Below are 18,435 nucleotides of genomic sequence, written 5' to 3'. Positions count from 1 at the left end.
ACTGAGACTTATTGTTGACCGAACTCTAAAGTTTCTTGGGTCGATAGTTTGATGATTTTCGGTGTTGGAAGGATGGCTTGCAAGTAGAGCTTGATTCCCTAAACGCTGGGCGCATTTAGATGATAGAAAAATGCCTGCTAAGTCAGCAGGCATTTATAGATGATATTTTTTTGCGAAGCTTACGAAGCTTACGAAGCTTACGAAGTTTATGAAACTTCGTGTTGTTCAATCATGAAGGCAATGGCTTCATCGCTTAAACAAGATTTACTCACATATTGACGCTGTTTTCCAATATGAAGGATAAGGCCGAGATTGGTCTGTTCAAGTTGGTCGATGTCACGCCAAGCAATAGTATTGGTGGTTTTGCGGTTTTTATAACTCACACCATCAGTATCCCCTGTAAAGACCACTTTGCTACCAGCACCTGAGCTGATTTTTTGTCGCCATAACCACCAGGTTCTCTTGCAATATACACTGAACGCTTCAATCACACTCAAAACAATAAAGAACCAACCAACGTAACCGTTAGGTAATAGTTCAAACTCCAGTAGAACCACACCAAAAACAAGAAACAATATTCCTTTCAAATAGGCTTTTGGAAATTGAGTCGGAAGGCTAGTTTGATCATAACACTCTGCAAAAAACGTTTTGTCGAGGGTGTATTCTGTGGTGAAACCGGGATCTTTAGGCATGTGTGGCTACTTTGTAGTTCTTTGTTGAGGCGCATTATATCGCTTCACGCTGGTTTGTCTTAGCGGTTTCAATCCTCTTTTGTAAATCAATAATACTGAATGCGCTTGTTCATGCCAGAGTCAGTTGTTATTTAAACGGGTGCTAAATGATGTTTTGAGATCTGAGACTAAGCCAGAAAAGATGCTAAAAGCAGGTAGACTATCGAAACTTTTTTGTTTAGAGATCATGAAAAAGCCCGAAGGTGAGGCGACTTCAGGCTTTGCGTATATTGTGTTTTAGTTAGGGTTTGTTCAGTATTCGATGAACAATGACACTTGCTTAACACCGATGAAAAAACTTCTTTCATAAGGAGAAGAGGTAAGTACTATATCAAGTTTATTTAGCCCTGACTCTCTCTTCTCATTTAACACCTCTAATAGTTTGGAACTTGTGAAATCTAAAGATTGTCCCGCTTTTACGTTGTTGAATGTTGTTAATCGATTACTCCACGCTGGGCATACTATAAAAGATTCACAGAATGTGTCGTAACTTAATGTGCTTGGAGACCAAGTTCGATTTACGACATATGCACCTACATTATTGAATGGGTACTGGAGGCTTGATTCTCCGAAATTAACAATCAGCGTTGCCTGCTTAATTTGTCCGCGAACTGAACTTAAATCAAAACTTGCTAACGTTTCGTAGTCGTAAGGGATTGCGGCTCCTGCTCTCAGGTAACCTCCGACACGATGCTCAATGATCTCTGAAGCCGGAATAGCTTGCCAGTTCTGTCTTTCGAGGCCTAATAAATTTGATGGCAACGTAACATTTACTGGCGGGCTAAAGTCAGACGCTTGGTATGTTGGTGTCTGTCCGAGTACGCCTTGTCGGTAGGAATCGACGCCGCTATAAATTAACAGTGCATTAAGTTCATATGGCCCATTAGCTTGCTTAAACGTTCCACCTAGAACGTTAAATCTGATGGTGTTTTCGCCGGAAACCAGTGGCTCTTGGAAGCTCACCAACTCAAGATATTCGCCTTTTGCTCCAACGATATTGACAGAACCAGTGTAGGTTCCGTTAAGTGTGACATGCACAGGAAATTCAAATGTTAATGAATCTATGTATGTTCCATCTTGAGACATGTTGGGCGTAGTCAGTAGGGCTCCCGTGATTTCAATAGGCTCTCGACAACGTTCAAACGACGCTAATTCAATCGTTTCTTTGAACTTAATTCTAGGCGCTGAAATTCTTATGTCATCATGTGTGATTGTGTAGATGATAGTCGGATTGGAAGTCAATGTAGATGCTGAATCAAAAGATTCAAAAATATCTTCTGTTGAGTACTGTAGAGTGATTATCTGCTTTGCGGGTTTGAGCTGCATACGCTTACTAGTGTTAAGTTCATTAATTCCGTCGGTGAGATAACCATGAATAGCAAAATCACCCGCTGATTTTACATCAAGTTCCAAACGTTGTTCGATAGCGATCAAGCAACCTTCAGAGGAGAACAAAGGCGCGAGTGAGTGGCTGGCAAATTCGATATCAGCAGGAAAGACATGAATCTTTTTGCTTGCTTGACGAACGATGGTCATCCCGTTGTCTTGAACAGAGGTCACGCCATCAATTTGATATTCCCCTTCGGTTGTTGGTTGGAAAATATTGCTATAGACGCCATCTTTAGCCAGAGTATCGAAATCCGCACCGTCATCCTTTAATTTGAGATGTGTTTCTATTCTATTTTCATCCGTGATTACTGCATGAGTTTGGGCTCCTGAAAGGGGAGAACCTTTGTTTGTCAGCAACGCTGAGACAGGAACTGGCTCACCGAGCACAAATTGGTTAGCGGCTATCGCCATGCCAAACGCAATAGGGGATTGGATAGCAATCTGCGCAATAATTACCGTGTTGTAACTGGGGTTTGGAAAATCAACGATGATCTTCCATTCGCCAGATTCAGGGGCGGCTACTTCAGGTAAAAACACATAGCTACCCGGCAGTGGCGGATTTTGCGTGTCACCTGAGAGGATGTTCGCTTGAACGTCATTGGATGATGTCGCGATTTGTCCGTTTGGTCTGACTAAATAAACAGTCGCATTATCAATCGGTACGATGATTTCTGTTTTTAATGCGTCAGCTTTATCAATAGTGAACAACATTGTTATTTCGTTATCGTTACTAGTCACAGGCTGAGATAGTGTCGTGCTTGTACTCATCCCAACAGGTATTGCGTTGCTCGCGATCACCGGTGTGATGAGGGTACAGAAAAGACTGAACACCAACACTAATTGTTTGATGAATTTCATAGTGGCCACTCCTTAGCGCATTGAAATAATTTGTTGTAGAAAATGTTCAACGTTTTGGCCTGTTTTCATTGTTGAGTGGTTAGCTAATACGTTACCTAACGCTTTGGCATAACTTGGGTTAGCACTTGTTAAGGTGACGACAACGTCATTGTCTTGAGGTGTCGTTTGAATAGCTTGGTAACTTACAGACGTAATTGGATGAGCGTGTGAACCATAAACACCTGGCATGTCATCCATTGCGTTTTGGTATCGAGATAGGTAGCAGAGCTAAAATTTCTGAGAGTTTGCCAAGCGGTGACACCCGCCCAGCGAGATCCCCATGGGAAAAGTCCTACGATATCAGGGTCTTTTTGTATAACACCGTCTTGGTTGAGATCAGCATCTGCACCAATAGAAAAGGTATTTCGAATATTGCCCCGTGTACGCATTTGTATTGCGTTTGACGCGGTATTTGTGGTTAGGTCACGTATGCCGGGCATTTTAGGACCAGCGAAAGGGATGTCAGGTAGTCGCATGTACTTGCCCGCGTAATTGTTGGGATCCGTGCCGATGTTGCTGTAGATGTTGGCATAGTGATCCATTTTTATCACAGATAAATCTGCCGCAACGCTACCAAGGTGAGGAGTGGAAAACGTAGAAAGAGACTTAATTTCAAAGGAAGGGCTGAGCGCTTTGAGGTTTTGTGTATCAAGTCCTCCTTTACTGTGCGCAATAACGTGGACTTTATCGGATTTCAACTCATCAAGAAAACCCTGGATTTTTTTGTTCAAGATGTTTGCGTTAGTCGCTGTTGTGCCATTTTTTTCAGCAGAAAAGCGAGTGTAACGAACCCCATAATCATCGAGTGCTGATAACACTCCAGGAGCGGTAGCGTCATCCCACGTGTCAGATTGTGCAGCAATACCATGCGCAAGGACAACTGGGATAGCAATGTCGAATTCTATTGAAACCCAATCGACAGACATACACCATTTGTTTCCAGTATTACCAGTATCAATGTCGACACGAATTTCATTATTTTGACCAAACTTGATATCTCCGATATCAACTTGGAGGTTGGTATCTGTTCAACGGTTATCTGCGCCTTGCAGTGTACCTAACGATTTACCGTTAAATGATACGATGTCAATTTCCGGTGCAGTGTTAGTAACGTTTGCATTGGAGTCTATGTCGAATACTGGCATGCTGATTCTTGCACTAGAGCCAATAACTCCTTTTTGCTGGATGGTGGCGAGTTTACTCGGGTCAATTCTACCATCACTGATTAATGCTTTAGGGCTTACGACTAAGGGAACGGGTAAAGATATTATAAGAGGGCCACCGGAAGAAAATGTACATCCAGTATCAAGGCCAGGGCCTGAATTGACGACATAGACACCGAGTTCTTCTGGTGGTGGGGCAATCCCGGAGCTCTGTGAACGAATTGAAAAATTATGCAATTCATGTGAATCAGGTACATTTTCTGCGCTCGAGAATCCCGGAGAAAGTAACAAAACACTGAGCGTGACGCTCGGAATGTATGGTTTCATTTATTAACCTTTGAGTCTGATTTAGCCAAGGATGGGAGTTGAAAATTTCATGAACAGACTTAACGTAACGATTTGTTTAGGCATATAAAGCTTGTTGCATTTAATTCCGGTAGGCTTCTCAATTGATAAAACTGTCGTTCTGTTTTGTTGCAAAATAGTTGGAAAACAGTCGCAACTTATAGATCGGGTTAAAAACGACTGTATTTTTTATGATTTTGGGTTTAGGTGGTGTGCTAGGGCCCGATCAGTCAAAAGCCAACTAATAATACTCAGACTAAATTGGTGAGAATGTTGATGTGGCTTTGTGACAAATACGAAGTACACAAAGTGCTAATCGTTTGAGCATTTACTTCTTAACTTAAGTATCCATTCTGTAAATCTTATTTCTCATACGATAGTTATTGGCATATGCCAGTAATGGGGCGTATTCTGAATTCCTGATCATCAATAACAGGAAGTTACCATGTTATACGCAATACCTTGTCGTGACCTTCATGTCGGCAACCATTTTGCCCGTTCTCCACAGATCGCGATTGTCGATGAGCAACAACAAATAAAGCATCTTATTCCTTTGGTTGAGTCAGACAGCCCGTGCAATAAGAAGAAGCAATGGATGTCCGTCGTTAAATCTTATGATGTGAAAGCTGTTGTGGTTCGTCACATCGGGAAGAAAATGCTGTCGCACTTGTTCAATCATGATGTTCGCGTTTTTGCATCTAAAGCAAAGGCGGAAGTTACCACTCTGGATTTCAGCAATCTACAAGAAGTAACCGACCTCGATTATGGTCGCGAGTCCCGAAATAGTGGGTGTAGCAATAAAACGTGCGGCGAGAAAGTGCACAAAAAACAAGCTTCGATTTTAATGGCACAGCCTAATCAGCTAGGCGCTATTCGAGGGTTCAGTAAATGACCTTTTTGTTGACGCTATTGGGGTTTGTCGGAGTCGTTACACTGATGGCGATAGGCGTGATTTTTTCGCGCAAGCCAATCAAAGGCAGTTGTGGAGGGCTCGCACAGTTAGACATTGAGCGCGAATGCAATTGCAAGGATGTGTGTGAAGGGCAAAGCCGAAAGTTGTATCAGATTACTGAGCCATCAAGTTAAGCATCAAGAGTTAAATAACTTCTGGCTAACACGTGAATTAACTGCCTTGAATCACCAACGCATGGCCGTTGACGATGCACTTGGCTACTTTGGTACGTGCTCGCTTAATGATGTTGCCGAACGTTTGGCGAGACACCTGCATCTGCTCGGCGGCTTCAAGCTGGCTCAATCCTTCTTGATCAGCCAAGCGTAAGGCTTCTAACTCTTCTAATAGCAATTCTTCTTTATGAAGCTCGTCCATAGGAACACCATTAGGCTTAAAACATGAGTAAGCCGCACGGGTACATAACTGACGATGTTTTTTTGGTCGAGCCATATCAATCTCTAGGAATCTAAGGGTACAAAGGAATAAGGATAAGTATGAAGGTTTTCATTCCTCACAACCATCGCCGCTGCCAAGTATGCAGCCAAGGCTTTTTTTCAGATAGCCCGATTTGCTTTGAAGCTGTTGGCGATAACGAGAACTTAGCTAAGTATGAAGCTTTAACTAAGCATGAAACGCCAGTTAAGCATGAAACTTTAAGTAAGTATGAATCTATTGCTAAGTATGAATCTGTAGCCAAGATTGTACCAACAGATAAAGCTGAGGGCTACGACGGTATTATGCAGGGGGGCATTGTTACCGCGTTACACGACAGCGCGATGTTGTATTGCTTGTTCCATAACAATATCAATGCGATGACGGTGAGTTTAACTTCTCGCTTTCACTATCCAATCGCCATTGGTCAGGAGCTTGAAATTCGCGCTCAGTGGGTGAAAAGCAGACGTAATCTTTATTTCCTCGAAAGCCAAATTATGCAGTGCGGAAAGTTATGTTCGTCGGCAAAGAGTCAGTTCATGTCAGCCCCGCCTAGAGTTGGTCTGAACTAGAAGCTTTGTTCTTTTTGAAGTATTTGAACCCTGTCCAGACGGCATAAGCCGAAACACCCACGATCAATGCAGAGCGAAGTAGAATAGGTGCATCATGCTCAAGTTGACTAACGTGCGGCACAATACTGGCGAACAATCGACTGGTAAAAAGCAGCCCCATTACTAACATTACAATTTTATTCATGTGACCTGCCGTTCAATCGGGTACGTTGCACAGAACCAATGATGGGGTGGACTTCACGGCCAAATAGGTTCTGCTCGAAATAAAAGCATGCGCTTCTCAAGCTTGGTCGTCAACGCGATATCAGCTTAAAGCCAGTAAGCTAAAGTTTCGTTTTTGAAAATGAGGAAGAGGATTAGAAGCGAGAAAGAGGATTAGAAGCGAGAAAGAGGATTAAAAGCGAGGAGGGGATTAAAAGTCAGGAGAGTATTGAAAGGGAAACGAGAGGTTTAATACTGCGCGTGAGAGACCAATTATTTGTCTGCATTAAATTTAATGCTTTTCGCTTTGCCTGAGCAGTAACAGCGTGTTTAGTTGTTAGAAATGAACCAGCACCATGGATGGCAAAGACTTGAACCCAATAGCGTATCTGTCTCGAAGACATTGAATGTTGTTTTGCTAAATAGCGAGATGACACGCCATCTAAGCATGATACCAATCGTAGTAAATAACGGTTCACCCTAGCGGGTTAAAATACTCGATAACGGCGTTAGAATCTTTGATTGTAGAATAACTACTGATCAAAACTTCTTGTCGAAAAGAGCAGCCTTGCTCTCAAGCCTTTTTCCCGCGCTATTCCTAAGCACTTATTTACTGTGATTGGTATTATTTAGCAATGATAGATTTTAGCTCTGGCGTTTAAATACTAGAGTTATACAGCTCCGATGATACGTTTACTCGATTTGTGGTAAAGCTTAAGTGCGAGTAACGATCCCCATAGTAGAACTTGTCCCCACAACAGCGTCCATTGAGGGGCTACTTCTTGCCAAGATGCACCCATCTGATTAAGCGCTAAGAAACCTTGGATTGCTGGTGTACTCGGGAATAACTGTGACAGCAGTACTAACCATTCAGGCATCATCTCAACTGGCCAAATAAAACCTGAAGAGAAGATAAGCGGCATTGAACTGATTAACACCACAACCGTGACTAATTCTCTTCTTGGCACCAACTCACCGATAAAAATCCCGATCAAACAACTGGCCAATAAGAAGGGCAGCAGCAAGGTCAAGATCTGTGTGGTTGAGGCGAGCAGATTTATTCCATACATCGAAAAGCTCGCGCCGAAGTAATACATCGACAACAAGTAATATATGCCGACTAAGGTACAACAACGAGCAAGAATCAATTTCGCTGGAGAGGTTTGACTCCAATAGCCAAACGTTGATTGCGCGTTTTGGGTTGCACTAACTAAACCTGAAGCCATGGCTAAGGTTTGTTGCAGGATCAGCACAAAAACGGCTGGAACTACGTAATCGATGTATCCCATGCGGCTATTAAACGTTGGTTTTAGGTTTAAGCTAAACGCGCTGTAGCCTTTGGCTGCCGATTCTAAAGGTACTCCTTCTACTAACAAGTGGCTTACCTTAACTTGCGCAGCTAACGTGCCACCTGCCTTAGCGAGCCCTTCAACAATGGTTCCGTAAACTAAGAAGTAAGAAGCATCGCCAGCGTAAGAAAGCGTCGGGCTTTTACCGAGCAGCAAGTCTTTATAGAAGTCTTCTGGAATGACTAGGAATCCGCCAATCTCTTGATTAAGTACGGCTTGTTTAGCATCGGCGATGGTGGAGTCTCGACGTACTAACTCGATTTGAGAGGTGGCATCGACCATTCGTTCTAATTGGTAGCTGCTTTGGCTCTTATCCAAGTTCACAACCGAGGCTTTGAGCTGTTGAGGAATTTGGTTCGCGTAAGGTAATGGATACAAGAATGAATAGAAGACAACGCCGCCGAATACCGTAAGGAGCACGACAGGGTTGCGCAGTACCGCCAAGAGTTCTTGTTTGAGCAATTGAGTAAAGCTCATCATTTTACTCCTTGTGTTGCTGATTGTTCTGGTTTCTCTTGCTGTGTTACTTGTACTGACGATGTTGCGTTTGCAGATCGAGCTGCTTGGGCTGTTAGAGCCGCTTGTGCAGACAGATCCGATTGCGCCAAGTGTTTCTTAATCAACAACATCACCACCAAAGCAGGAATCGCATACCACAACATTGAGGAGAGGCTGATAAGCGACTGTGCCGCACTCGCGCCATAACTTGATTGTGCTGTTTGTACTTCGATGTAGTGGCTGACTGGTAACAAGCTTCTCCAAATTTGCGCTGCCGTGTTCATGTCGGTTACTGGAAAGGTAATACCCATGAACGCAAAACTTGGTGCCGTAAACGCGCCAGCGAAACTCATCGCCCTTGCTGGATCAAGTGTTAAGAAGAAAAACAAACAACCCATGATGATACAACTGATAACGGTAAGCAGTTGGGCAATAGTCAATGCCATAAAGCTTCCGTTAAACGGCCAGTCTAAGAGCACATAGAACCAAAAGCTAAACGCGATACCAAACATCAAAAACAAGACAAGGTAGGGCGTTAATGTTGATGTTAGTGACTTTATAGGGGCGTTGGATAACCAAGCATGAAGGCCACGAGCCCTAACGTTCGCCGTTAAAATCAATATCGTGCCCACCACAATCATGATCTGCCATAGCGCAGGAATAACCGCAGACACCAAGAACTGAGCATAGCTGGTGTTCTTGTTGAACAATGGCGTGATCTGGCTTTGCACTGTTACTGCTTGGGCTAATGCTGACTGGACTGTGGTATCACCGTGTGACAGCTGTTTAACCACTTCAAGTTGCGCGTTAAACGTACCTTGAGCTTGTAGCAATGCAGAGTTCACCAGCTTACCGATCAAGATAAATTGGCTGTTATAGAACACAGACACTTGCGGGTTCAAACCGAGTAGAAGGTCTCGGTCGAAGTGCCTTGGTATCACAACGTAACCATAGATATCTCGTTCGATCATCGCTTTCGCCGCATCACTCGCCGAGCTGTATTTCTGAGTGACTTGCAGCGTTGGTGATGCATCAACAAGACGAGTGAACTGTTGCGAGATTTGACTGTGCTCAAGGTCGACAACGGCAACCGGTAAGTCACGAGCGATCCCTTGCGAAAAAATCAGCCAGATACTGGCAGCAAGAAGCAAAGGAATCCAAGTTAGGCAAGACAACAACCATTTGTCTTTGCGGACAATCGCCCACTGCCTAAGCAAGGTATTCTTCGCTCTATGATGCTCAGGGGATTGCGAGTCTCTAGATTGCGAGCCGATAGATCGAAAGTTAGCAGACATACGTCACCTAAAGCTCAACCACTAGGCTCATGCCCATACGCAGTGTTTCGTTGGTATCAACAGGGTGCGCTTCTACTTCAAAAGTACGTAAGTCAAAGCCTTGTGCTGCGTCTGTTGAACGCCAAGTCGCGAAATCACCCATTACGGCAATGTGTGTGACTTGGAAAGTTAATGATTTATCCAGAGCCGGTAGGTACGCTTCAAACTGGCTGCCTTTCTCGAAATGCTTAAGCATATCTTCACGCACATTGAGTACAGCCCAAGCATCCTTGGTGTCGATAACAGTCACGACAGGGAAGCCTTGTGGTGCGAGCTCACCGCTGCTCAACAGAACCTGAGATACTTCGCCATTAAACCAGCTGTGGATTTGGGTGTCTTTTGCGTAAGCTTCAACTTCCGCTACCGCACCCGCTGCCATTACCGCTTTTTGAGCGGCTGCCACTTTAGTTTCGTCACGAGCACCTTCTTGCGCTAATTGATACATCTGGAACGCAGCACTTTCGGTGTACTTCGCCGCTTGCCACTGAGTTTTGGCTTCATCACGCTTTTGCTCGGCAACCACACCATCGTTGTAAAGGTTGTTTACACGTTGGTAAGTTTTGTCCATGAGATCGGCTGCGGCTTTTGCTTTCAACCATTGGTCTTTAGCCGCTTGGATCTGTTGAGTGCGCGCACCATTCTCTGCTTGTTGTGCTAATGCGCCAGCGGCTTTTTGACCTGCCTTTGCTTGTTCTAGCTTCGCATCAATCTCAGGGCTAAGAAGAGAAAAGATCAATTCGCCTTTTTCAACCGAATCACCTTTACGCACGAATATTTCATCAACTCTGCCTGGCACTTTCGATGAGATGCTGTATTGCTGGGCATCGATTTGACCTTGAAGCTTTACAGGCTGAGGTTGATAAGCTTGGTAAAAACTGTACCCAACCCAGCCAATAATGCCGATGCCAACCAGAGAGAGAATAAGTGGCTTAATAGGTTTCATGAATTATCCTTTTGACTGGCTAGCGGTGTCTGTTTTTGAGTTGAAATCAGACGGAACAGAGGAGGTTAAGTAACTCGAGTAAGCATTCATTTCGCTAGTTAGCGCTAATAGTTTATTCAGAGAGATTAGATATTTGAATCGCGCAGCAGATTGCTGGGTTTTAATGCTTGCAAGATAAAGCTCAGCATCAACCACTTCTAACGAATTTGATAACCCTTGAGTGAAGGCTTTTTTACGAAGTGAAAGGTTTTCTTGAGCTAAAGACAGGCTTGAGTTGAGGCCTTGAACTTCTTCAATGGCTTGGTTCGCTTCAAGATAGGTCTTTTGTACCAAAACGGTTAAGTCTTGCTTGGCTTGCGACTTAAGGAACTGGACTTGAGACACGGCGCTATGAGCGGCTGCGACTTTGTCGGAACGACCTGACGTGTCTAGTAGCGGCACATTCACACCAATACCCACTAACCAATCGGGTTTCATTTCGCTGGCTAGCGAGTCATCTTCGTACAGGCTGTAGTCACCGTAAAGGTATACCTCTGGGTAGTATTTACCTTTCTCAGCCTTGATTAAGCTGCTTGCTTGTTTCTCTTTTGCATCAAGAATCTTAAGGCCAGGGTAGGTCATGAGAGTTTGGTCAATGAACACGTCCATATGAGGCAAGTTCTTATTGATAAACAGTTGTTCTGAAGGCTCGACACTTTGGCTCTGGCCAAGGATCTGAGTCAGCGCTAACTGAGCAATCTTAAGGTCGTTCTGCGCTTTGGTGCGTTCAACAACGGCTTTATCTAAAGAAGCATCCGCCTGCAGGCGTTCTACTCGTGCGATTTGCCCTTGTTGTTCAAGCTTGATGGCGAAATCACGATGCTGAGTTAAGCCAGCTTCAACGGCTTGACGTGTTTTTGCAACGTCTTCCGCTAAGATCACCGAGAAGTAATACTTACTTAAGTCTTCGTAGCGCGCTTGTTTCTCCATCAACAGTTGGCTTTGCGCTTCTTCACTTTTACCTTCGGCAGCAGTTTGCGCAGCAGTAATACGTCCGCCAGTAAAGATAGGCCAAATAGCACGGATGGAAGAGCTGAAGATGTCTTGTTCGGTGATGGTTGAGGTAACACCACCAAGCCCACTTAATATGGGTTGAAGAATACCTCCAACTGCACCTAAATTTGGCACGCCACTTAAGCTATTTTTGAACTGTTCACCATTAATCGTCACATCACTATCAAGGTGCGTGTAGTTAGCCCCCAAGGTGATCGAAGGTAGATTAAGGCTGCTGGTTGAATTCTGAAGGTGTTTATAACGTTCAACGTTGGCTTGTTGAGCCGCAAGTGAGTTGTTGTTCTCTTGCAATATTTGCCACGCTTCAGAAAAAGTGAGCGGGGCAGAGAAAACTGGCGAAGCAAATGTGCCGAGAAGCATACTGGCGAGCGCAAGGTGTCGGAGTTTTGGTTTGGTCATCTGCATTAAATACCATTTAGAGTATTAGCTCTAATGCTAACAGGGTGATAGTCATTTGTCTTGAGATGATTGTCTCACATGATTAGAAACCCTCATAACTCGTTAAGTTAATGTAATAAAGTACGTGATGTGGGCTACAAAGATCACTGAAACGAAAAGAGCACGACAAAGCGTGCTCTTTAAGTTCAGTATAGAAGTGTTCTTACAAAATGAAGTGGCTTATTTAAAGCTAGGACAATGGTGATCGGCGCGCCACACTAATTGTCTTGATCCTTGCATTGTTTGTAATAAATCTCTACCTGACATTTGCGGGAACGCTAACAATACCTTGAGATCAAGAGGAGAGGTTCCGTCTTTCTCATAGGCTCTTACATGAGTAAAAGTCGATTGTAAGTGTTTGAACAGCATAGTCTTAGTAAGACAAATTCCAAAGTTATCGCGTTTCATTGCCTGGTTTCCTTTTCAACAATGTTTGTACGTTATGTTTTTTATCCTGTTTCTATCGGACGTTGCCACTGATCTCCACTTCCTGCTCATCAATGTTTTATTATTGGGCGCTGATTTATCAGTCACCTCTGAGTTGTCTACTGGCCTGTCGCGTAAATAGAGATGTGTGAATGAGGTTAGGTAGGTAACCTGTTTGTTCAACAATCGTAACGACGAGCGTGCAACTTTTAGTTATAGATACGTCCAGTGAATGAAGGGTTGTTGCTTTTTTGTTAATCAATATTTTGATTTAAAGCGCGGTCTCAAAATCATGACTTCTGGCTTGGCAACAATAAACTTCTTCATATGCAACTATTATAATTGTATTTATTTTGAACAACCTAAAAAACACCTAAAAGCTTAGTGATCTAGCTCAATATTTATTCGCTTATTTTGGTTTTTAAGCTAATTCGTTCTAAAAGCGAACGATTGAGAGGGGCTAAGTCTCGTCAAGGATTATCAATTGACAATTTGCTCAATTATTTAGTTGAGTAACAGTCACAAATTTACTCACCTATAAAGGTCATCTTATTAACTTGGTGTTAACATTGATCGTCTAACACTAGGGACGGTGGAATATGAAATGGAGCAGTATCAGTTTCCGAAAAAGGTTACTGATTATCATGACGGTCACTGGCCTTGTTGAACTTTTGATACTTTCAGCGGCTGGTTTTTATTACATCAAACAATCTCAAGAGCAAGAGATGGGTTTGAAAGCGTTAGGTGTTGCTGAATTTCTATCTGAATCGCCACTTGTCACCAGTATTATTCGAGAAAATGGAGCGATAGATCTTAACGGCGTTGCCTACACTTTGTCAGAAGAAACTCAAGTTAAATTTCGAAACCTTGCCCAGCTCATTGGCGCGGCGTTTGTCGTTGTGGGAGATGACAAAGGTATTCGCCTGATTCACCCTTATGATGACAGGCTCGGTAAACCAATGCGTGGTGGTGACAACCAAAAGGCTTTGGTGTTGGGGGAGTCTTATGTGTCGACGGCCAAAGGGTCGCTTGGCTTCTCCGTCCGTGGTAAATCTGCCGTCAAAGATCAAGATGGTAATGTGATTGGTGTGGTGTCGGTTGGTTACCTCTTAGATTCGTTACAAGATCGAATTGAACCTTACTTAGCCTTTTTGATTGTGATGGCCTTGCTGGTGGTTGCCGTCAATGCGGTGATATCAAGCTATGTGTCTCGTCGTTTTCAACGCGCTATTTTGGGTTTTGAGCCAGAAGAAATTGGCCGCTTATACGTAGAGCTTGATGTCACCATGAGTACCGTGAAAGAGGGCATTTTAAGTATCGATAAGCACGGTATTTTGCGTTCTATTAATAAGAGTGCCTGCGATATCTTGTCTATTGATAGGGAGTCTGCACTCAACCAACAGCGCCTTTCTGATGTATTGGCCGGCAGTGACTTGGAGCAACTGTTATCCACTGGTGACACCGACCACGATGTTGAGCTGTACCTGAACAATAAGCGAATTGTTGCTAACCGGAGCCCAATTATCGTGGCGGGTGAAGTGGTTGGTGCGGTATCCAGTTTCCGATTGCGAGATGAAATCAACGATTTAACCGATCAACTTTCTCAAACAAAAGAGTACGCAGACTTACTTCGTTCGCAAACCCATGAACATCAAAATAAGCTCAATACCATCAGTGGTTTGATTCAAATGGGCGAGCTGGACTCTGTTCAACAATTGATTGGTCAAGAAACGGCGCACTACCAAAGTCTGATCGAGTTCTTGCGTGAAACTGTTAAAGACCCGCTCATCGCAGGTATGCTCCTCGGGAAAACGGAGCGTGCAAGAGAAATTGGTTTAGAGCTTAAAGTCGAAGAAGGCTCAAGACTGGAAGCGCTGCCTAGCTGGCTGAACGCGGATGACGTTGTCACCATTCTTGGTAACCTGATTGATAATGCCTTTGATGCCACTATGACGGCGATTAAGCAAGAGGGGCAAATTGCTCCAATGCGTCGAGCTATTGAAGTTTCAATCAGTGACTTTGGTAATGAAATCATCATTGAAGTAGAAGATAAAGGGTGCGGGTTGCCAAAGCACCTCGCGACGAATGCCCTCACGGAAAAAGGCGTATCGAGCAAAGCGAAGCAAAATCGCGGTGTTGGATTGTATCTGATAAAGCAACTTGCCGATCGTTATCAAGGGCAACTAGAAATGGTTGATAACCCTGATTTTGGGTCACGTATGACGGTGTATCTACCGAAAGAAGAACAATAATAATTAAGCACGAAGCGATCTCGTGAAGATCATCGTGACGGAAAAAGCATGGTTAAAGGAAGAACATAAATGAACGCCATCACGAGAGTCATGGTCATTGAAGATGATATTGCGATTGCAGAGCTACACCATCGTTATTTAGAACAGATGGGTGGCTTTGACGTGGTCGGAATTGCCACCACACAGTCTGAAGCACTCATGCAATTAGACATATTAAAGCCTGACTTGGTTTTATTGGATGTGTATCTGCCGGATGGATGTGGGCTCGATATTTTGAACCACGTTCGCGGCAGTAATCAGGGCTGCGATGTGATTCTGATTACCGCCGCTCGAGATGTCGACACACTGCAACAAGCGATGCGTGGTGGAGTCGTGGACTATTTGCTGAAACCTGTGATGTTTCCTCGCTTAGAAGCGGCGCTGAAAAAGTATCAATCTCAACAGCAAGAGTTTGAAAGTGTGTCTGATTTGAACCAAGGTTTGGTCGACAAGATGCTGCAAGCCAACGCGAAAGCGGACTCAGGAAAAGTGTCAACATTACCCAAAGGAATTGATGGCGTAACGCTGGACAAAATTAGAGCCATTTTTCAACAAGCCGACATTGCTGATATTACCGCAGATGAAGCCGGTGAACGTATTGGAGCTAGCCGAACCACCGCTCGACGCTATTTGGAATTTCTAATCACGACTGGCGAGTTAGTGGCTGACTTAAATTACGGGTCAGTAGGTCGCCCAGAACGCTGCTACAACAAAGCTAGAAGATAGATTTAGCGACAACAAGTCACAAAGATAAACGCGATGCTATCAAATAAATATAAAGCCAGTTGAGTAAGCTGGTTTTGGTTTTTTCTCCCTTTCTTATTGCTCACTCCACCGACCAGATACCATACTTTCTTGACTACAATGTTTGAGAATGCCGATTTGCTTCTTCTTCCAGATAGAACAGCTGACTTATCGATTATAATTTGTTCGAAATCAGTCAATATTTAATCGATTGCTTTCACAGTGGTTGATGTAAATCAAATACTCATAGACAATACTGTCCCGAATAGAGGTGATAGCTTTCACTCTCGTTTACCAAACGCATTCTCAAGTGTAATAGGCACTCGCTATTGATGTAATAGCCAAGACCTATTATCTATTTTCGTATGTCGCTGATACCTTTGGCGAATACTAAAAACCTTGTTTTTATAGGAAAGATGATGGTAATACCTGAAAACAGCAGCATCGTTATTTTTGGTGCGTCGGGAGATCTAACTTACCGCAAGTTAATTCCTGCTTTGTACCACCTGTATGCTAGCAATCAACTTCCAGAATCCTTTGCGATTCTTGGAGTGAGCCGTACTGAGTACAGCGACGAGTCTTACCGTGAGAAGCTGAAGAAGTCTCTTCAGGAAATGGAAAAAACTGAGCCAGAGACGCTGAATGCATTTATTGAACATCTGCATTACCAAGCGATCAACACTTCAGATGTAGACGATTACGCTCGTCTAGCACAACGTCTGGATAAGCTTGAGCAAGACTACCAATTCGAAAACCATAACACATTGTTCTACTTGGCAACCCCGCCAAGCCTTTACGGTGTGATTCCAGCAAACCTTGCTGCACATGGCCTGAACGATGAAAAGAACGGCTGGCGTCGTCTGATTATTGAGAAGCCATTTGGTTACGATCTAGCATCAGCCCAAGCGCTGGATGAAGAGATCCATCATCACTTCCAAGAACACCAGATCTACCGTATCGACCATTACCTTGGTAAAGAAACGGTACAAAACCTTCTAGTGCTTCGTTTCTCAAACGCGATGTTTGAACCACTGTGGAACCGTAACTTTATTGAATACGTTGAAATCACAGGTGCTGAGTTCCTTGGCGTTGAAGAGCGTGGCGGATACTACGACGGTTCTGGTGCAGTTCGTGACATGTTCCAAAATCACTTGCTACAAGTATTAGCAATGGTTGGCATGGAACCGCCTGCACAAATCAATGCGGATTCTATTCGTGACGAAGTGGTTAAAGTACTTCAGTGTCTGAAACCACTGGAAGAAGACGACCTGCGTAAAGATTTGGTTCTAGGTCAATACACAGCATCAGACGTTCGTGGTCAGCACCTGCCTGGTTACCGTGAAGAGCATGGTGTCGCAGATGACTCTCGTACTGAAACGTACATCGGCTTGAAAGCTCATATCAACAACTGGCGTTGGAATGGGGTTCCTTTCTACGTACGTACAGGTAAACGTTTACCAACGCGCGTAACTGAAATCGTGATTCACTTTAAGAACACGCCACACCCAGTGTTTGGTCAAGATGCACCAGAGAACAAGCTGATTATCCGTATCCAACCGGATGAAGGTATTCAGATGAGCTTTGGTTTGAAAGAGCCAGGTGCAGGTTTCAAAGCAAAAGAAGTGAAAATGAACTTCTCTTACTCTGACTTGCCTGAAACTCAAATGCTAACGGCTTATGAGCGTCTTCTTCTTGATGCACTGAACGGTGATGCGACTCTGTTTGCGCGTACCGATGCAGTAGAAGCATGTTGGAAATACGTTCAACCAATCTTAGACTTCAAGCAAGATCCTCAAGCACTGTTTGGCTATGCTTGTGGTACTTGGGGCCCGCAAGAAGCGAATGAACTTCTGCAGCGTGATGGCCGCGCATGGCGTTTCCCATGCAAAAACTTAACAGACACGGATTACTGCGAACTATGATCAATCACAAGATCTTTGCAACGCCTGAATTAGTCGTTGAAAACCTAGCAAACGAAATGAAAGCTTACAGCGAGCAGGGCAAGCCTGTTCACATTTCACTGTCGGGTGGTAGCACGCCAAAAATGCTTTTTAAGCTTTTAGCTCAAGCACCATACGCAGAAGTCATTCAATGGAATAACCTTCACTTCTGGTGGGGCGACGAACGTTGCGTGGCACCAGACGACGCTGAAAGCAACTTCGGTGAAGCGAACGCGCTATTGTTTTCAAAACTAAGAGAATTTTCTCAAGTAAACTTTCCGGCAGAGAACATCCACCGCATCCGTGGTGAAGATGAGCCTAAAGCAGAAGCAGAGCGTTTCGCGAAAGAAATGGCAGATGTGATTCCAACTGAAAACGGCACGCCAGTTTTTGATTGGATTCTGCTAGGTGTTGGCGCAGACGGCCACACAGCTTCACTATTCCCGGGTGCAACTGACTACCAAGATGAGAACCTATCTGTATTAGCTTCTCACCCAGAGTCGGGGCAGATCCGTGTTTCTAAAACAGCGAAAGTTTTAGAAGCAGCAAAACGAATCAGCTACCTAGTGCTTGGCGCAGGTAAAGTCGAGATCGTTAAAGAAATTCATACAACTCCTGCTTCAGAACTGCCTTACCCGGCAGCGAAAATCCAGTCTAAAACTGGCGAAACAGAGTGGTTCCTAGATTCAAATGCAGCAAGTGCTATCGCATAAGTGCGAATAGCCGCAAGGAGATAT

The 18,435-nt window shown here is 44.0% G+C and carries 19 protein-coding genes and 1 pseudogene; 7 read left to right on the top strand and 13 right to left on the bottom strand.

Annotated features, from left to right (window positions below):
* Positions 1-206: 206 nt before the first annotated feature.
* From K08M4_RS08165 to K08M4_RS22280, 5 genes are all read right to left on the bottom strand, one after another.
* Positions 207-692 carry a YcxB family protein gene (locus tag K08M4_RS08165; RefSeq protein WP_086049517.1) on the bottom strand — a complete coding sequence of 162 codons (486 nt, stop codon included), beginning with the start codon at positions 690-692 and terminating at the stop codon, positions 207-209.
* 291 nt (positions 693-983) lie between these two features.
* Positions 984-2,978, bottom strand: coding sequence for a choice-of-anchor X domain-containing protein (locus K08M4_RS08160; protein WP_086049516.1), 1,995 nt, complete (start codon positions 2,976-2,978; stop codon positions 984-986).
* A gap of 12 nt (positions 2,979-2,990) precedes the next feature.
* Entirely contained in the window at positions 2,991-3,206 is a 216-nt protein-coding gene (locus tag K08M4_RS22290; protein WP_232460203.1) for a hypothetical protein, read from the bottom strand.
* Positions 3,161-3,943 carry an esterase/lipase family protein gene (locus K08M4_RS22285; protein ID WP_232460202.1) on the bottom strand — a complete coding sequence of 261 codons (783 nt, stop codon included), beginning with the start codon at positions 3,941-3,943 and terminating at the stop codon, positions 3,161-3,163. Before K08M4_RS22285 ends, K08M4_RS22290 begins: the two co-directional genes overlap by 46 nt.
* Before the next feature lie 102 nt (positions 3,944-4,045).
* Complete coding sequence (locus K08M4_RS22280) at positions 4,046-4,507, bottom strand: hypothetical protein (protein ID WP_232460201.1); 462 nt, start codon at positions 4,505-4,507, stop codon at positions 4,046-4,048.
* A gap of 463 nt (positions 4,508-4,970) precedes the next feature.
* Between K08M4_RS22280 and K08M4_RS08150 the strand changes: the two genes are divergently transcribed.
* Together K08M4_RS08150 and nqrM are read left to right on the top strand one after the other, a co-directional pair.
* A complete protein-coding gene (locus tag K08M4_RS08150) occupies positions 4,971-5,417 on the top strand; it encodes a NifB/NifX family molybdenum-iron cluster-binding protein (protein WP_086049515.1) in 447 nt (148 codons plus the stop codon).
* Positions 5,414-5,611, top strand: coding sequence for a (Na+)-NQR maturation NqrM (gene nqrM, locus K08M4_RS08145; protein ID WP_009846971.1), 198 nt, complete (start codon positions 5,414-5,416; stop codon positions 5,609-5,611). The genes K08M4_RS08150 and nqrM overlap by 4 nt, the downstream gene beginning before the upstream one ends.
* 37 nt (positions 5,612-5,648) lie before the next feature.
* On the opposite strand, the gene K08M4_RS08140 is transcribed toward nqrM, so the two are convergent.
* A complete protein-coding gene (locus K08M4_RS08140; protein WP_017096978.1) occupies positions 5,649-5,927 on the bottom strand; it encodes a DUF134 domain-containing protein in 279 nt (92 codons plus the stop codon).
* Positions 5,928-5,971: 44 nt separating this feature from the next.
* On the opposite strand from K08M4_RS08140, the gene K08M4_RS08135 reads away from it, so the two are divergent.
* A complete protein-coding gene (locus tag K08M4_RS08135; RefSeq protein ID WP_086049514.1) occupies positions 5,972-6,481 on the top strand; it encodes a PaaI family thioesterase in 510 nt (169 codons plus the stop codon).
* Here K08M4_RS08135 and K08M4_RS08130 read toward each other — a convergent pair.
* The 7 genes and pseudogenes from K08M4_RS08130 to K08M4_RS08100 all read right to left on the bottom strand — a co-directional run bounded on the left by K08M4_RS08130 (position 6,462) and on the right by K08M4_RS08100 (position 12,705).
* The gene (locus K08M4_RS08130; RefSeq protein ID WP_086049513.1) at positions 6,462-6,665 is read right to left on the bottom strand and encodes a hypothetical protein; all 204 of its coding nucleotides are present in this window, start codon (positions 6,663-6,665) and stop codon (positions 6,462-6,464) included. The two genes, K08M4_RS08135 and K08M4_RS08130, sit on opposite strands and share 20 nt — an antisense overlap.
* A gap of 238 nt (positions 6,666-6,903) precedes the next feature.
* Positions 6,904-7,161 (bottom strand): annotated as a pseudogene (locus tag K08M4_RS22470) (hypothetical protein); the annotation flags it as partial.
* Positions 7,162-7,353: 192 nt separating this feature from the next.
* Positions 7,354-8,508 (bottom strand): ABC transporter permease, encoded by a 1,155-nt coding sequence (locus tag K08M4_RS08120; RefSeq protein WP_086049512.1) that lies wholly within the window; start codon positions 8,506-8,508, stop codon positions 7,354-7,356.
* Entirely contained in the window at positions 8,508-9,824 is a 1,317-nt protein-coding gene (locus K08M4_RS08115; RefSeq protein WP_086049511.1) for an ABC transporter permease, read from the bottom strand. The genes K08M4_RS08120 and K08M4_RS08115 overlap by 1 nt, the downstream gene beginning before the upstream one ends.
* A 7-nt stretch (positions 9,825-9,831) precedes the next feature.
* The gene (locus tag K08M4_RS08110) at positions 9,832-10,806 is read right to left on the bottom strand and encodes an HlyD family secretion protein (protein WP_086049510.1); all 975 of its coding nucleotides are present in this window, start codon (positions 10,804-10,806) and stop codon (positions 9,832-9,834) included.
* Between the two features lie 3 nt (positions 10,807-10,809).
* Positions 10,810-12,264, bottom strand: a complete 1,455-nt coding sequence (locus K08M4_RS08105; protein WP_086049509.1) for a TolC family protein — start codon at positions 12,262-12,264, stop codon at positions 10,810-10,812.
* 213 nt (positions 12,265-12,477) lie between these two features.
* A complete protein-coding gene (locus K08M4_RS08100; protein ID WP_009846577.1) occupies positions 12,478-12,705 on the bottom strand; it encodes a hypothetical protein in 228 nt (75 codons plus the stop codon).
* 617 nt (positions 12,706-13,322) lie between these two features.
* On the opposite strand from K08M4_RS08100, the gene K08M4_RS08095 reads away from it, so the two are divergent.
* From K08M4_RS08095 to pgl, 4 genes are all read left to right on the top strand, one after another.
* Positions 13,323-14,975 (top strand): ATP-binding protein, encoded by a 1,653-nt coding sequence (locus K08M4_RS08095; protein ID WP_086049508.1) that lies wholly within the window; start codon positions 13,323-13,325, stop codon positions 14,973-14,975.
* Positions 14,976-15,044: 69 nt separating this feature from the next.
* Positions 15,045-15,740, top strand: coding sequence for a response regulator (locus K08M4_RS08090; RefSeq protein WP_086049507.1), 696 nt, complete (start codon positions 15,045-15,047; stop codon positions 15,738-15,740).
* Positions 15,741-16,177: 437 nt separating this feature from the next.
* The gene (gene zwf, locus K08M4_RS08085) at positions 16,178-17,680 is read left to right on the top strand and encodes a glucose-6-phosphate dehydrogenase (protein WP_198299326.1); all 1,503 of its coding nucleotides are present in this window, start codon (positions 16,178-16,180) and stop codon (positions 17,678-17,680) included.
* Positions 17,677-18,411, top strand: coding sequence for a 6-phosphogluconolactonase (pgl, locus tag K08M4_RS08080; RefSeq protein ID WP_086049505.1), 735 nt, complete (start codon positions 17,677-17,679; stop codon positions 18,409-18,411). The genes zwf and pgl overlap by 4 nt, the downstream gene beginning before the upstream one ends.
* The last annotated feature ends 24 nt before the right edge of the window (positions 18,412-18,435 follow it).

Origin of the sequence: Vibrio syngnathi (assembly GCF_002119525.1) — a bacterium.
Taxonomy (GTDB): Bacteria; Pseudomonadota; Gammaproteobacteria; order Enterobacterales; family Vibrionaceae; genus Vibrio; species Vibrio syngnathi.
This window is presented reverse-complemented; position numbering and strand designations above follow the sequence as displayed.

Bases quoted from the DNA above. Each gene is read 5' to 3' on its own strand.
- zwf (WP_198299326.1), top strand. From the start codon at position 16,178: ATGGTAATACCTGAAAACAGCAGCATCGTTATTTTTGGTGCGTCGGGA.
- K08M4_RS22290 (WP_232460203.1), bottom strand. From the start codon at position 3,206: ATGCCAGGTGTTTATGGTTCACACGCTCATCCAATTACGTCTGTAAGT.
- K08M4_RS08115 (WP_086049511.1), bottom strand. From the start codon at position 9,824: ATGTCTGCTAACTTTCGATCTATCGGCTCGCAATCTAGAGACTCGCAA.
- K08M4_RS22285 (WP_232460202.1), bottom strand. From the start codon at position 3,943: ATGTCTGTCGATTGGGTTTCAATAGAATTCGACATTGCTATCCCAGTT.
- K08M4_RS08160 (WP_086049516.1), bottom strand. From the start codon at position 2,978: ATGAAATTCATCAAACAATTAGTGTTGGTGTTCAGTCTTTTCTGTACC.
- nqrM (WP_009846971.1), top strand. From the start codon at position 5,414: ATGACCTTTTTGTTGACGCTATTGGGGTTTGTCGGAGTCGTTACACTG.
- K08M4_RS08135 (WP_086049514.1), top strand. From the start codon at position 5,972: ATGAAGGTTTTCATTCCTCACAACCATCGCCGCTGCCAAGTATGCAGC.
- K08M4_RS22280 (WP_232460201.1), bottom strand. From the start codon at position 4,507: ATGAAACCATACATTCCGAGCGTCACGCTCAGTGTTTTGTTACTTTCT.
- K08M4_RS08120 (WP_086049512.1), bottom strand. From the start codon at position 8,508: ATGAGCTTTACTCAATTGCTCAAACAAGAACTCTTGGCGGTACTGCGC.
- K08M4_RS08150 (WP_086049515.1), top strand. From the start codon at position 4,971: ATGTTATACGCAATACCTTGTCGTGACCTTCATGTCGGCAACCATTTT.
- K08M4_RS08105 (WP_086049509.1), bottom strand. From the start codon at position 12,264: ATGCAGATGACCAAACCAAAACTCCGACACCTTGCGCTCGCCAGTATG.
- K08M4_RS08165 (WP_086049517.1), bottom strand. From the start codon at position 692: ATGCCTAAAGATCCCGGTTTCACCACAGAATACACCCTCGACAAAACG.
- K08M4_RS08140 (WP_017096978.1), bottom strand. From the start codon at position 5,927: ATGGCTCGACCAAAAAAACATCGTCAGTTATGTACCCGTGCGGCTTAC.
- K08M4_RS08130 (WP_086049513.1), bottom strand. From the start codon at position 6,665: ATGAATAAAATTGTAATGTTAGTAATGGGGCTGCTTTTTACCAGTCGA.
- K08M4_RS08100 (WP_009846577.1), bottom strand. From the start codon at position 12,705: ATGAAACGCGATAACTTTGGAATTTGTCTTACTAAGACTATGCTGTTC.
- K08M4_RS08095 (WP_086049508.1), top strand. From the start codon at position 13,323: ATGAAATGGAGCAGTATCAGTTTCCGAAAAAGGTTACTGATTATCATG.
- K08M4_RS08090 (WP_086049507.1), top strand. From the start codon at position 15,045: ATGAACGCCATCACGAGAGTCATGGTCATTGAAGATGATATTGCGATT.
- pgl (WP_086049505.1), top strand. From the start codon at position 17,677: ATGATCAATCACAAGATCTTTGCAACGCCTGAATTAGTCGTTGAAAAC.
- K08M4_RS08110 (WP_086049510.1), bottom strand. From the start codon at position 10,806: ATGAAACCTATTAAGCCACTTATTCTCTCTCTGGTTGGCATCGGCATT.